This window comes from Mesorhizobium sp. WSM3879, assembly GCF_002294915.1.
Classification (GTDB): domain Bacteria; phylum Pseudomonadota; class Alphaproteobacteria; order Rhizobiales; family Rhizobiaceae; genus Mesorhizobium.
Genome location: NZ_NSFZ01000003.1, coordinates 585,212 through 598,848 on the forward strand (window position 1 = coordinate 585,212; position 13,637 = coordinate 598,848).

A 13,637-nucleotide genomic window follows, 5' to 3' on the forward strand; every position below is an offset into this window, starting at 1 on the left:
AGATTATTGCTTGCGGACTTCCTGGGACGGTATCTCGGGCGGCGGCAGGGGGATCGAAATGCCCTCGTTGTCGAAGGCCAGCTTGGCGCGTTTGGTCAAGTCGATCTGGGTGGCGAAATAGTCGGCCGCTGAAGTCCAGTAGCGCAGGGTCAGTGAAACCGTGCTCTCGCCAAGCCCTGCGATGAAGGCGATCGGCGCCGGCTCGCGCCGGATGCGCTTCTCGGCATTGGCGATGGCAAGCAGCGTCTTCTGCCCGCGGTCGATGTCGTTCCATGAACCGATGCTCAAGCTGATATCGGTGCGTCTGACGCCGTTGCGGGTGAAATTACGCACCGGCTGGTTCCACAGCGTTTGGTTGGGCGCCAGGATGTAGATACCTTCGACAGTGCGCAGCTTGGTCGCGAACAGGCCGATCTCCTCGATTATGCCGGCGATCGCACCGACCTCCACATATTCGCCGATGCGGAAGGGCCTCAGCGCAAGCAGCATGATGCCGGCGGCGATGTTCTGCAGCGTACCTTGCAGTGCAAGGCCGATCGCCAGACCGGCAGCGCCGATCGCGGCGATGATCGAAGCCGTCTGCACGCCAAACTGGCCGAGCACCATGATAACGACCAGGATCAGGATGCCGTAGCGGACGACCTGGGAGAAGAAGTGGCGCAGCGTCTCGTCAAAGCCGTGAATATGACCGAGCCCGGCATAGATCGATCGCTCGGCAAGGCCGGCAACGAGGTAGCCGACAACCAGAAGGATCACAGCACCGATTGCCGAGAAGGAATAGGAGACTATCAGCGAGCTGAGCTGCGCAAGCCCGGCTTGAATCGTGATGAGGGCGCTCTGCGGGTCGATTGGCATGGTTGGGAATCCCCTTTGTCCGGTGTGCCGATAACCCATGCGGCGCGCAGGGGTTCCGCTCTTTTCAGCCTTCCGAGGGCCTGTCCGGCCTGCCGAGGCCGCCCTGAGAGCGCGCCCGTCTTGAAACTGCAATGGAACTCTGCCTATCTAAGCAGGGTCACCTGATTTGCCGGGTGATTTGGTTGTTCTTATTGGGAAAGGAAACACACTGAGAACAGCACTGCGGAAGAAGGCCGATATCGTGCCTTCGCCGGCCGGGATCAGCGGAAGCGATGCTGCCTCCCTCGCCATCAAGACAGTCCTTGCCAGTCTGGAAGACTCCAAGGCCGAAAACATCGTCTCAATCGACATCCAGGGTAAATCGAGCCTCGGCGACTATATGGTCGTCGCATCGGGCCGATCGCACCGCCATGTCTCGGCGGTCGCCGACCATCTCCTCAAGGCGCTCAAGGATGCCGGTCTCGGCATGGCGCGCGTCGAAGGGCTGGCCAGCGCCGACTGGGTCCTGATCGATTCCGGCGACATCATCGTCCATGTCTTCCGTCCCGAAGTCCGCGAATTCTACAATCTCGAAAAGATGTGGCAGGCGCCGGATCTCGAGGAAGAAACCTTGCACTGAGCCGTATCGCGGGCCGTGACCGTTCCGGTCCGGCGCCGATCGAGAGCTCGCCGAGGCGAGGATGAAGATCACCGTTCATGCCGTGGGCCGGATGAAGACCGGCCCCGAGAGAGAGCTCGCCGACCGCTATTTCGAGCGCTTCGCCAAGAGCGGGCCCGCGGTCGGGCTGGAATTTGCCGGCATTGTCGAGACATCCGAGAGCCGCGGCCAGAGCGCCGACGAACGTCGCCGCGAGGAGGGCCAGAAGCTGCAGGGTCAGCTGCAGCAAGGCAACGTGCTGTTCCTGCTCGACGAACGCGGCAAGGCGCTGTCCTCGGAGGACCTGGCGGCCCGCATCGGCCAGTTGCGCGACAGCGGCCGCAAGGCGCTGGTCATCGCGATCGGCGGCGCGGACGGCCATCACAAATCCTTGCGCGAAGAGGCCGATCTGGTGTTGTCGTTCGGAGCGCTGACCTGGCCGCATCAGCTGGTGCGCGTCATGCTCGGCGAACAGCTCTATCGCATCGCCACCATCCTTGCCGGGCATCCCTATCACCGCTCGTGAGTCATCGTTCGCGCTGTGACCCCGAAAGCTGGGGATCACGTCCGCTTGCACCGATTTCCGCCTCAATGAACCGACATCACGGTTGTTGCGGGTGCTCCAACATGGTTGATGGTTCGTTAACGAAGCGGCGGATAGAGTCGAGGCCTGATGTCTGAAGGCTGGAATTCGAGAACGCGCGCCTGGCGCAGCCGCTGCGGCTTGACACTTGTCGCCGCGCTGATCGCGCTCGGGCCGGCTATGGCCGCGGAAAATTCGCTCGATGTCCCGCCGGACCCCGACAAGAGCCGGGTCGAATACGAGCAGGTCTCCAAGGAAATCTCCTTGTCCTCCGAGCGGCTGGCCAAGCTTGCCGCCGACGTCGCGACGGTCAAGAAAGACCATGCCTCGATCAGTGCGGCGCTGATCCAGTCGGCGATGACCGAGCAGAAGCTCGGCCAGGACATCGAGGACATCGGCGCCAAACTGGAAGGACTGAAGGCCGAGCAAGAGAAGCTGCACGCTTCGCTGGTGGCGCGGCGCGACGTGCTCGCCGAGGTGCTCGGCGCGCTGCAGCGCATGGGGCTCAATCCGCCACCGGCGATCCTGGTCAAGCCGGAGGACGCGTTGTCGTCGGTGCGCAGCGCCATCCTGCTCGGCGCCGTGGTGCCGGAATTGCGCCAGCAGACCGACAGGCTGCTCGCCGATCTCAAGGAACAGACCCGGGTGACGGCCTCGATCGAGGCCGAACGCGGGCGGCTTACCGCTGCCGTCACCGAGCAGACGGCGGAAAAGAAACGACTGACCATGCTGCTCGAGGCCAAGCAGAAGCTGCAGGCCGATACCGAAGCGGCCCTGGCAGCAGAGCGGCAGCGCTCGCAGCAGCTGGCGGACAAGGCCAGCAGCCTCAAGGACCTCATCGCCTCGCTCGAGGCCGACAAGGCGCGCAAGGCGGCCGACCAGGCCAAGGCGGCCGATCGGAAATCGGCGGACGCCGACACGACCGCATCGACGGCGGAACCCGCCGCGTCGCCGGTGCCGGAGGGCAATCGTTTAACCGCTTCCGCCCCGTTCGCGGCGCTCCAGGGCCAGATCGCGCTGCCGGTCATCGGCAAGATCAAACGGCGCTTCGGCACCGACGACGGCAATGGCGCAATGATGCAGGGAGACATGGTTGCGACACAATCGGGGGCCATCGTCACCGCGCCGGCGGATGGAAACGTTCTTTATGCGGGGCCGTTTCGCTCCTATGGTCAACTCTTGATCCTCAATGCGGGCGACGGGTATCATGTCGTCCTGGCGGGGATGAGCAGAATCAGCGTCGCGACCGGACAGTCGGTGCTCGCAGGAGAGCCGATCGGCGCGATGGGAGAGGCCCGGGTGGCAAGCACCTCGGCCTCGCAGAATGGAAATGCGACGCCGGAACTCTATGTTGAGTTCCGCAAGGATGGAAAACCCGTCGATCCGAACCCCTGGTGGGCGGACCGATTTTCTGGAAGGACGTGAAATGATGCGGAAATTGTCGCTTCTGTTTGCCGGCGCGCTGATGGGCGCATCGGCAATGAGCCTGGTCTACGGCGCACCCGGCTCGGCGGCGAATGCTGCGGGTTCCGAGACCTACAAGCAGCTGGCGATCTTCGGCGACATCTTCGAGCGCGTGCGCGCGCAATATGTGACGCCTCCGGACGACAAGTCGCTGGTCGAGAACGCCATCAACGGCATGCTCGCTTCGCTCGACCCGCATTCCTCCTACATGGATGCCGAGCAGGCGCAGGATATGCGCGTGCAGACCAAGGGCGAGTTCGGCGGCCTCGGCATCGAGGTCACGATGGAGAACGACCTGGTCAAGGTGATCACGCCGATCGACGACACGCCGGCCGCAAAGGCGGGCGTGCTTGCCGGCGACTATATCGCCAAGATCGACGGCGAGGAGGTGCGCGGCCTCACCCTCAACGACGCGGTCGAGAAGATGCGCGGACCGGTCAACACGCCGATCAAGCTCACCATCCTGCGCCAGGGCGCCGACAAGCCGATCGAGCTGACGGTCGTGCGCGACATCATCAAGGTCAAGGCGGTGAAGTACCGGGTCGAGAACGACATCGGCTACATGAAGATCACCTCCTTCACCGAGAAGACCTATGACGATCTCGAGAACGCCATCGAGAACATCAAGAAGCAGGTGCCCAACGACAAGCTGAAGGGCTATGTGCTCGACCTGCGCCTCAATCCGGGCGGCCTGCTCGACCAAGCGGTGAGCGTGTCGGACGCCTTCCTGAAGCGCGGCGAGATCGTCTCGACCCGCGGCCGCGATCCGAAGGACGTTACCCGCTTCGACGCCAAGCCGAAGCAGAACGACGACATCGGCGGCAAGCCGCTGATCGTGCTGGTCAATGGCGGCTCGGCAAGCGCGTCCGAGATCGTCGCCGGTGCGCTGCAGGATCTGCGCCGCGCCACCGTCGTCGGCACGCAGTCCTTCGGCAAGGGCTCGGTGCAGACCATCATCCCGCTCGGCGAGAACGGCGCGCTCAGGCTCACCACGGCGCTCTATTACACGCCGTCGGGCAAGTCGATCCAGGGCAAGGGCATCACGCCCGACATCAAGGTCGAGCAGCCGCTGCCGCCGGACCTGCAGGGCAGGGACCTGACCCGCGGCGAATCGGACCTCAAGGGCCACATCAAGGGGGCCGACGAGAGCTCGACCGGCTCGGGCTCGGCCGCCTATGTGCCGCCGGAGCCGAAGGACGACCTGCAGCTGATCTATGCCGAACAGCTGCTGCGCGGCCAAAAGACCGATCCGGCCTTCCCGCCGAACCCGGACAAGGCTGTGCTGAACCAGTAAAGACGGGGAGGGCCGGGGCAGATCGCTCTGGCCGGCCGACCGAAGCGATGCAATGCTGCCGGGACCGCGAGGTTCCGGCAGTTTGATTCGGGGACAGGGTGGTTCGGCAACGGGCGCTGCGTCGCCTAAGGTTTTGAATTTGCGCGTGAGCGCTGACGATTCGATCAGCTGCGCTGATCCGATCAGCCGCGTCACGGGCCTGGGGATGCGGCTTGGCTGACATCGGCAAGGACATCGAACGCCCGCTCGGACAGACGCTCCGGCCAGAGCGCCCTGCCTCGCGCACCTTCGGCGCCGGCTCGCTTGGCGCGGCGGTCGCCGTCCTCACTGTAGTGGGCATTTCCGGTGCGATCGCGTTGCGTGAAAAACCTTTCCGCAAACCGCAAGAGACGGCCGTTTGGACGCCGAAGGTAATCGTGGCGCCGGCTCCCGCGCCGGCACCGGCGCCGACGCCGGCACCGGCCGAGGTGGCGGCGGCGAAGCCCAATGCGAGCACGCCGATGAAGAGCGACGGCCCGCAAATCATCCATGTCGAGTCTGAAGAGGGCGATGGTCCGCCGAAGGCCGGTATCGTCATCCGCGATCCTTCCACACTCAGCCAGAATCTCAAGGTCGCGCATATTCCCGACAGGGCGCTGATCGAGGCGAGCGACAGCGGCCCGCTGCCGGTGCGCTCCGCCGATGGCCGGCGACCGTTCGACGTCTATGCGCGGCCCTGGTCCGGAGCGCGCGGCGCGCGCGTGGCTATCGTCATCGGCGGGCTCGCCGTCTCCCAGACCGGCACGCAGGCCGCGATCGCCAAATTGCCCGCCGAGGTGACGCTGGCTTTCGCGCCGCAGGGCAACAGCATCGACCGCTGGATGAAGGCGGCGCGCCAGAGCGGACATGAGATCGTCATGCAGATACCGCTCGAGCCGTTCGATTATCCGGGCGTCAATCCGGGACGCAACACGCTGACGGTCGATGCGAGTCCGGACGAGAACCTGAAGAGCCTGCACTGGGCGCTGTCGAGGACTACCAACTATACCGGCGTCATGAACTATATGGGCGCGCGTTTCTCGGCTGATGCAAACGCGATGGGACCGTTCATGGCCGAGCTCGGCAAGCGCGGCCTTGCCTATGTCGACGACGGCTCCTCCGCGCGAAGCCTGGCGCCCGACCTCGCGCTGAAGGATGGCGTTCCTTTCGTCGCCGGCGACATGGTGATCGATGCTGTGCAGGACCGCGGCGAAATCCTCAAGAAGCTGGACAGCCTCGAGGCGACGGCACGCGCCAAGGGCAGCGCCGTCGGCATCGGTTCGGCCTTCGACATTACCGTGGACACGGTGGCCTCCTGGGTCGCCGAGGCGAAGAAGCGCGGCATCGAGATCGTGCCGATTTCGGCGGTGGCGATCGATCCGCAAAAAGGCTAACGCCGATCCCTTAGCCTGAGTGAATCTCTAAAACGGCTGGAAATCTGAACGATGGCCAAAAAGATCGATCCTGAAACGCTGCCCTATCGCCCCTGCGTCGGGCTGATGGTCCTCAACCCGGCCGGGCTGGTCTGGGTTGGGCATCGCATCGCCGAGCCGGACAGCGAATTCTCCGGCACCACGAAACTCTGGCAGATGCCGCAGGGCGGCATCGACGAGGGCGAGGAGCCGCTCCCGGCGGCGGAGCGGGAGCTTTACGAGGAGACCGGTATGCGCAGCGTGTCGCTGCTTGCCGAAGCGCCGCACTGGATCAATTACGACCTGCCGCCGCATCTGGTCGGCGTCGCCTTCAAGGGCCGCTATCGCGGCCAAACGCAGAAATGGTTCGCCTACCGCTTCGAGGGCGAGGAGAGCGAGATTGAGATCAATCCGCCGCCGGGCGGCCACAAGGCCGAATTCGACCAATGGGCATGGCGGCCGATGCGGGAGCTGCCCGACCTGATCGTGCCGTTCAAGCGCAAGGTCTACGAGCAGGTGGCGGCCGCGTTCCAGCATCTTGCTCGCTAGGCGTTGGCAGGCGCGCTTCGAACTAAGTTCGGTTAGCGAAGAGGTTGGCACCGTAGTCGAGATCATGCTTTGTTGATGCAGATGCGCCGCAGGCAAAGAGGCAAACATGAACGACGCGCGACAAGCGCACTTTGGCGGCGTCGAGAAGCACGCAGCTCCGCAACAAGTGTGACCCGACTTTGTCCGACGCAATTGCCCCGATGACCGGCACCAAAACGTCTTTGCCGCAAACGACCGCCACCAGCGGCTTTATGCCCGGCGAAACTTCAGCCGGCGCGATCCTGACCATCGATCTTGGCGCCATCCGCGAGAACTACCGGCGGCTGAAGGCGCGGCTGGCGGGCGTGCGCTGCGCCGGCGTGCTCAAGGCCGACGGCTATGGCCTCGGCGCGGCGCGCGTGGCATCGGCGCTGATGAAGGAAGGCTGCGAGATCTTCTTCGTCGCGCTGCTCGGCGAGGGCATCGCGCTGCGCAAGGCGCTTGGACCCGGACATGAGATCTTTGTGCTCAACGGCCTGCCGCCGGGCTCCGAGCCGGAAGCGATCGCGACTGGGCTTCATCCTGTCATCAACAGCACCGCTCAGTTGAGAGCGTGGCGTGAAGCGGCGCTTGCCGCCGGCCGAAAGCTGCCGGCCGCTGTTCAGGTCGACAGCGGCATGTCACGGCTCGGCATGCCGCCGGCTGACGTCGAGGCGCTCGCGGCGGATGCTTTCGGCGGCATCGACATCCGCCTGGTGATGAGCCATCTCGCCTGCGCCGACGAGCCGCTCAATCCTGCCAACGAAGCGCAGCGGCTCGCGTTTGAGCGGCTGCGCGGGATGCTGCCCAAGGCGCCGGCCTCGCTTGCCAATTCGTCCGGCATCTTTCTCGGATCGGCCTACCACCACGACCTCGCGCGGCCGGGCGCGGCGCTCTACGGCATCAATCCGACGCCGGGCGAGGCGAACCCGATGCTGCCGGTGGTGCGGCTGCAGGCGAAGGTGGCTCAGACGCGCAACGTCGATGACGGCGCCGGCATCGGCTACGGCCATACCCATCAGGCGCGCGGACCGCTCAGGCTGGCGACAATCTCGCTCGGCTATGCTGATGGCTGGCACCGGCGCGCCGCCTCGGCCGCCTGGCTCGAGGGCGTGCGGCTGCCTTTCGTCGGGCGGGTATCGATGGATTCCATTGTCCTCGACATTTCAGCGCTTCCGGTCGATCAACTGGGCGAGGGCGACCTCGTCGAGCTCATCGGGCCGTCGCAAAGCCTCGACGACGCGGCCGCGCATGCCGGAACCATCGGCTACGAGGTGCTGGCCAGCCTGGGTGCGCGCTTTCACCGCCGGTACATCGGCGGGTGAAAGGGGCGGCTTGCTTGACAAGCCGGTGTATCTCGGCAAGGGTCGAGGCATGAGCAACCTCGCCCATAGCAGAACCTTTTTCAGGGTTTGCCCCATCGCGGGAGCGTAGCCCCGGCGCGGTCGTGTTGGCGACCGCCGAGCCGGGGCATTTGAATTCCTGACATCGTCATCGAGCCAGCCAGCCTTTCGCGGCTGTCGGCTCTTCGTCGCCGCCTTTGAGCGGGCTGCAGCGCGCGTCGGTTCGTCGACGTGCAAATCCAGGAGGTTTGCCATGAATGCCACAACCCAATCGCGTTCCCGAAACACGATCCTCGTCAGCGACGCGGACCACGACCGGCTCAGCGGCCTTGCCAGAGCCTTTCTCGAGCGGACGCCCGAGATGGCCGAGGACCTGCTCGCCGAGATGGACCGCGCGCGGATCGCCGCCGAAGCGGCGATGCCAGCGGATGTCGTGCGGATGGGCACGACGGTGACGCTTCACGACGGGGAAGGAAGCGTTCAGCGCGTCACGCTGGTCTATCCCGCCGAGGCCGACATCGCCGAAAAACGCATCTCGGTGCTGACGCCGCTCGGAACCGCGCTGATCGGCGCGCGTGCCGGCCGCACAGTCTCCTGGCGAAGCCGCGACGGCCGGGTGCTTTCGGCGACCATCCACGCGGTCGAGCAATCCGTGTCGCGGAGAGCGCCATGACCAGGATCATCTATCGCCTCACGCCGAAGGATCTCGCGGTTCTCGAAGCGATGCTGATGCGCCGGCGCGCCTCTGCCGACGCGATCGTGCCGATGCTCGAACGCAAGCTCGCCGAGAGCAACATCATCCCGGTCGGCATGGTCGAGCCCGACCTCGCCACGCTGAACAGCCGGGTAGTCTTCCGGATCAACGACGGAGCCCCGGAGACGAGGACGTTGATGCTGGGCGACGCCTCCGCTCCTGTCGGATTCGGCCTGCCGCTCGGCACCTGGCGCGGCCTCTGCCTGCTCGGCATGAGGGCGGGCCAGTCGGTAGTGGCCGAGCGCCCCGACGGCAGCCGCGAGCGCATCCTTCTCGAGGATGTGGCCTACCAGCCGGAGGCCGAGCATCGGGCGGCTCGGACTGCCGCACAGCGACCCCTTGGCCCGAGGCTGGTGTACAGCGCCGCAGGCGATCGTTGGCCCCTTGGCGGGGGCGGCAAAATCCGGCAGACAGAAGGCGACGATCCCGGCCCTTCGGCGGCATGATCGGTTTGAGGGAGCATAGAATGAAAGTCCTGGTGCTGGGCGGCGGCGTGATCGGGATCACCACCGCCTACTTCCTTGCCGAGGCTGGCCATGAAGTCACGGTGATCGACCGGCAGCAGGGACCGGCGCTGGAGACCAGCTTCGCCAATGCCGGCGAAGTGTCGCCGGGCTATGCCTCGCCATGGGCCGGGCCCGGCATCCCCGTGAAAGCCGTCAAATGGCTGTTGATGAAATACGGACCGCTGGTGGTGCGGCCGGCCTTCGATCCGCATATGTGGACATGGCTCTTGAAGATGCTGCGCAACTGCACGGCCGAGCGCTATGCGCTGAACAAGTCGCGCATGGTGCCCTTGGCCGAGTACAGCCGCGACACGCTGAAGGCGCTACGCGCTACGATCGGCATCAGCTATGACGAGCGAGCCAAGGGCACGCTGCAGCTCTTCCGCAAGCAGAAGCAGCTCGACGGCACCGGCGGCGATGTCGAGGTGCTGAAAAAATACGGCGTTCCCTACGAGCTCCTCGACCGGGACGGCTGCATCGCGGCCGAGCCGGCGCTGGCCGGTGTGCTGGAAAAATTCGTCGGTGGGCTGAGGTTGCCCGGCGACGAGACCGGCGACTGCAAGATGTTCACCGACAAGCTGGCCGAGCTTTGCGTGGCGCGCGGCGTCGCCTTCGAATATGGCACGAGCATCCGGCGCGTCGTCAGGAACCGGAACCGCGTCGTCCAGGTCGGCACCGACAAGGGCTGGCGAACGGCGGAGGCTTATGTGATGGCGCTTGGCAGCTATTCGGCTCCCTTCATGCGCAAGATGAAACGGCCGATCCCCGTCTATCCGGTCAAGGGCTATTCCATCACGGTGCCGATCACGGACGCGGCGGCGGCGCCGGTATCGACCATCATGGACGAGACTTACAAGGTGGCGATCACCAGGCTCGGCGACCGCATCCGCGTCGGCGGCACCGCGGAGATTTCGGGCTTCGACCTTCGCCTGCATGAATCGCGCCGCCGCACGCTCGAGCACTCCGTCGGCGACCTGTTTCCGGGCGGCGGCGATCTCAAGGCGGCGAGTTTCTGGTGCGGCTTGCGGCCGATGACGCCGGACGGGCCGCCGCTGGTCGGGCGCAGCGAATTGTCCAATCTCTATCTCAACACCGGCCACGGCACGCTGGGCTGGACCATGGCCTGCGGCTCGGCGAAAGTGCTTGCCGATATCATTTCCAACCGGGTGCCGGAGATCAACGCGCTCGACCTCAGCCCGGACCGCTACATCAAGGCTTGATTTAAAAGGCCTGTTTCACCCACCCATTGCTGAACAGCAGCCGGTAAGCCCAGCCGATCGTGACATTGGTGGCGACCGGCTGCGAATGGGCGAGATAGTCGTCATAGACCGACTTCATGCGGCGGTAGAAGGCCGGATCGAGCACCATCATGCCGTTTTCCGAGTCGTGGACGAAGCTGCGATTGTTGAGGTTGACCGAGGAGATCGTCACCAGGCGCTGATCGATCATCATGATCTTGGAATGCAGCACCACGTCGGGCGCCTTGAATTCGCGGATGTTGATGCGGTCGCCATATTTCTCCACGAACAGCTTGTTGAGCGCGGTGAGGAAGCGGCCGCCTATGTCGCCCTTGAGATCGATGCGCCCAACGACGTCGATCCTGACGCCGCGGGCCAGCGCCCGATCGAACGCTCTGGCGAGACTGGGCGTCAGGTTCAGATAGGGATTGACGATCTCGATGCGATGCTCGGCGGTGTCGATCAGTTCGACGAAGTAGTTTTCCAGTGCATGCCCGTCCGCGTAAGGCACGGAAATGAAGTGCCGCACCAGGCCTTGCGGATGGCCACCGGAACGGACCGGAATGGAAAACGGCCGTGACAGATTGGTGTCGGCATCGCGCAGCCAGACGGTCGAGAAATGCGCGGCCAGCGTTTCGACCGTCGCCGGGTCGGCGATCTTGATGTCGAAGTCGCTCCAGTTGGAATAGTAGTTGAGCGAGAAGCCGTCGGTCTTGCCGTATTGCTGCAGCTGAGGGTAGCGCGACAGGTCGATCGGCTTATGAAACAGGAACCCGTCATGGATGTTGCGGCCGCCGATGATGACGCGCGAGCGGCCGGGTTCCTCGGCCAGGGTCGCCAGCATCTTGATGTGATGGGTCTTGTGCAGCTGTGAGAGCTGCTCGTCGATCGGCGCGCCGTGATCGGCCTGCCAGCGATATTCCTGCAATTGGACATTGGGAAACTCCGCCGCCAGCCGATGCAGCAGGGCGTCGTCCTTGTCGCGCTCCAGCACGTCGGTGACCAGGATGCGTACCTTGGTGCCGAGCGCCGCGTGATGGCGGATCAGCCGCTCCATGATGCGGCCGGAGAAGTCCGCCTTGAACTCCAGCGACGACAGGTAGATCAGCTTGAGTCTCGGCGCGTTGGAGAAATCGAGCGGCAGTTCGGGATCGGCCTTGTCGAAGGCGCTGTCGGGCAGTTTCTTGCCGAGCAGCGCCTCGACCTTGGCGTTGAAGCCGTCGCGCGATTTGCGCAGCAGGGTCGGCGACCCGAGCGGCAGCGCGCAGGTCTGCGACAGCCAGCGACCGACATAAAAGGCGCGGTCGAGCGCTTCGAGCCCGGCCGGATCTGGCACCGGACAACGATCATAGCGGCTGTCGAGTGCCGTGATCCATGGGTCGGCGGCCTCCTCGCGCAGGATGGTCAGCTTCGCGCCGGACGGCGCGAGGCTGGAGCTGACGGTGAGGTCGCAACGGGTGAGCGCTTCGCTTGGAAACAGGCTGGCAGATGTCTCGGTCGCCGGCAGGCTGAGATGGAACGCGGCACCTTTGGCAATTGTCCGCGACCGGCCCGAGATGCGCATCGCCAGCGATCCGTCGCAGCTGCCGCCGATCACGACCGTTTGCCGGCCGACCTGGCGGAGCACGATCTCGACCGAGCGCGCCTGCAGGCCGGAGAAGCCGAAGGTCTTGGGTGCGGACGGCCTGGCGGCAGCGTCGAGATAGAGCGTCTGGCGCGACATGCGCCAGCGACCGGTGAAATGGCCTTCGCCCGGTTTGCCTGGTGCCAGCGGCTGCTCAGTGCTGTCGAGCGGCTTCGCCAACCGTTGCAGCGCCGGATAAGTTGCCTGGAAACGATCATTGTGGACGTCGCGCCAGTCACGGCCGAAGCGGCCGGTGCCGTTGGTGCGGTCGAGCGCATCGATTCGGCTTTGGGCCAGCAACGCCTCGAATCGCTTTTCATAGGCGGCATTGCCATTGTCCGCGAAGTAACCGGCGCTGGCGATCTCGGCGCCGCTTCGATCCGCCGAGATGGGCTGGCGCGCGCAGGCTTCGTCTCCCGGAAAGAAGGCGCAGGCGGAACGGCCCGGCATGCCGGCGCATCCGGCGAGCGCGGTCAGCGCCAGGCCAAGCAGCAGCCTTGTCACGACGGCTCCCGGTCTCACCCGGTCGCCTCGTTCATGACCTTGAGCTGGGCGGGATCGCGCGGCGGCATGAAGCCCTGCGGAAAGACCTTGCAGACGGGAAGCGCGAAGGTGGCTATCAAGAGCTCGGCCTGGCCGCGCATCTTCCTTGGCGCCGTCTTGTCGTTGCGGATCGTCCTTGCCGAAGCGATCAGCGCGCCGTCGCAATCGCAATGATTGTGGCGGGCGATATAGCAGGCATCGTGGATCCGGCAGGCGGCATCGAGCCGGTCGACCGGGGTGGCCGAGAGATCGCCGGTGCGGGTTCCGGGACCGCAATAATTGCCGAAGACGAAAGGCGAGGGGCGGGCCATCGCATAGCGGATCGGCTTCGGCAGTTCAGCTTCGGGAACCCTGGCCCACGGATTGGCGCAGCCGGAGAGGTAAAGCAGCGGCAGGATGGCAAGAATGGCTCGCATGTCTGCGCCGGCTTCCAAGATTCCCCTCGCCTGCCATGGCATGGCGAAGCACTGGTGCCACACTGGCCGATTTTGTGGCAAGCGCAAGGCGGGTCGGCTCCGCCTTCGGTTCGGCCAGTTTCAGCAACGACAGGCTGGCGCGATTCCCGGACGGCTATCCCGTGCGGATGGCCGGCATGGATTTTCCACCTCGGCCAACGGCGATGTCAGCTTCTACGGCCACGCCAGGATCGCGATTTCGATACGCGAGGGCCACTATGGTTTCGTCACCTGCGGGCTGATGGGCAACAGCGCCGAGGAAGCCGGCCGGGATGTGGGCGGCGTTCGCGGCTGAGGCCGACAAGGTTGTGAATTCTTTCGTCCTCGATGCGCCTCAATGGCGG

14 protein-coding genes are annotated in these 13,637 nt (G+C 65.0%); 11 read left to right on the forward strand and 3 right to left on the reverse strand.

Annotation, left to right across the window (positions count from 1 at the left end; all coding sequences use genetic code 11):
• Positions 1-3: 3 nt before the first annotated feature.
• On the reverse strand, positions 4-855 hold the full coding sequence (locus CK218_RS09545; protein WP_095827510.1) for a mechanosensitive ion channel domain-containing protein: 852 nt from the start codon (positions 853-855) through the stop codon (positions 4-6).
• A gap of 241 nt (positions 856-1,096) precedes the next feature.
• On the opposite strand from CK218_RS09545, the gene rsfS reads away from it, so the two are divergent.
• The 10 genes from rsfS (at position 1,097) to CK218_RS09595 (ending at position 10,653) form a co-directional block, all read left to right on the forward strand.
• The gene (gene rsfS, locus CK218_RS09550; protein WP_059189846.1) at positions 1,097-1,474 is read left to right on the forward strand and encodes a ribosome silencing factor; all 378 of its coding nucleotides are present in this window, start codon (positions 1,097-1,099) and stop codon (positions 1,472-1,474) included.
• 61 nt (positions 1,475-1,535) lie between these two features.
• Entirely contained in the window at positions 1,536-2,018 is a 483-nt protein-coding gene (rlmH, locus tag CK218_RS09555) for a 23S rRNA (pseudouridine(1915)-N(3))-methyltransferase RlmH (RefSeq protein ID WP_067001603.1), read from the forward strand.
• Positions 2,019-2,165: 147 nt separating this feature from the next.
• Positions 2,166-3,500, forward strand: coding sequence for a murein hydrolase activator EnvC (locus CK218_RS09560; protein WP_095827511.1), 1,335 nt, complete (start codon positions 2,166-2,168; stop codon positions 3,498-3,500).
• A 1-nt stretch (position 3,501) separates the two neighbouring features.
• Positions 3,502-4,833, forward strand: a complete 1,332-nt coding sequence (locus CK218_RS09565; protein ID WP_179294457.1) for a S41 family peptidase — start codon at positions 3,502-3,504, stop codon at positions 4,831-4,833.
• Between the two features lie 212 nt (positions 4,834-5,045).
• Positions 5,046-6,245 (forward strand): divergent polysaccharide deacetylase family protein, encoded by a 1,200-nt coding sequence (locus CK218_RS09570; protein WP_095827512.1) that lies wholly within the window; start codon positions 5,046-5,048, stop codon positions 6,243-6,245.
• A 51-nt stretch (positions 6,246-6,296) separates the two neighbouring features.
• Positions 6,297-6,812: an RNA pyrophosphohydrolase gene (locus CK218_RS09575; protein WP_095827513.1), complete on the forward strand. Its 516-nt coding sequence runs from the start codon at positions 6,297-6,299 to the stop codon at positions 6,810-6,812.
• Between the two features lie 251 nt (positions 6,813-7,063).
• Positions 7,064-8,155, forward strand: a complete 1,092-nt coding sequence (gene alr, locus CK218_RS09580) for an alanine racemase (protein WP_095827579.1) — start codon at positions 7,064-7,066, stop codon at positions 8,153-8,155.
• Between the two features lie 271 nt (positions 8,156-8,426).
• Positions 8,427-8,846, forward strand: a complete 420-nt coding sequence (gene rnk / locus CK218_RS09585; protein WP_095827514.1) for a nucleoside diphosphate kinase regulator — start codon at positions 8,427-8,429, stop codon at positions 8,844-8,846.
• Positions 8,843-9,373, forward strand: a complete 531-nt coding sequence (locus tag CK218_RS09590; protein WP_095827515.1) for a nucleoside-diphosphate kinase — start codon at positions 8,843-8,845, stop codon at positions 9,371-9,373. The genes rnk and CK218_RS09590 overlap by 4 nt, the downstream gene beginning before the upstream one ends.
• A 20-nt stretch (positions 9,374-9,393) precedes the next feature.
• Positions 9,394-10,653 carry a D-amino acid dehydrogenase gene (locus CK218_RS09595; RefSeq protein ID WP_095827516.1) on the forward strand — a complete coding sequence of 420 codons (1,260 nt, stop codon included), beginning with the start codon at positions 9,394-9,396 and terminating at the stop codon, positions 10,651-10,653.
• A gap of 1 nt (position 10,654) precedes the next feature.
• On the opposite strand, the gene CK218_RS09600 is transcribed toward CK218_RS09595, so the two are convergent.
• Positions 10,655-12,745, reverse strand: coding sequence for a phosphatidylserine/phosphatidylglycerophosphate/cardiolipin synthase family protein (locus CK218_RS09600; protein WP_095827580.1), 2,091 nt, complete (start codon positions 12,743-12,745; stop codon positions 10,655-10,657).
• A 68-nt stretch (positions 12,746-12,813) separates the two neighbouring features.
• Positions 12,814-13,254 (reverse strand): hypothetical protein, encoded by a 441-nt coding sequence (locus tag CK218_RS09605; protein WP_095827581.1) that lies wholly within the window; start codon positions 13,252-13,254, stop codon positions 12,814-12,816.
• Here CK218_RS09605 and CK218_RS09610 point away from each other — a divergent pair.
• Positions 13,244-13,588, forward strand: coding sequence for a hypothetical protein (locus tag CK218_RS09610; RefSeq protein ID WP_143749612.1), 345 nt, complete (start codon positions 13,244-13,246; stop codon positions 13,586-13,588). The genes CK218_RS09605 and CK218_RS09610 overlap by 11 nt on opposite strands.
• Positions 13,589-13,637 lie beyond the last annotated feature (49 nt).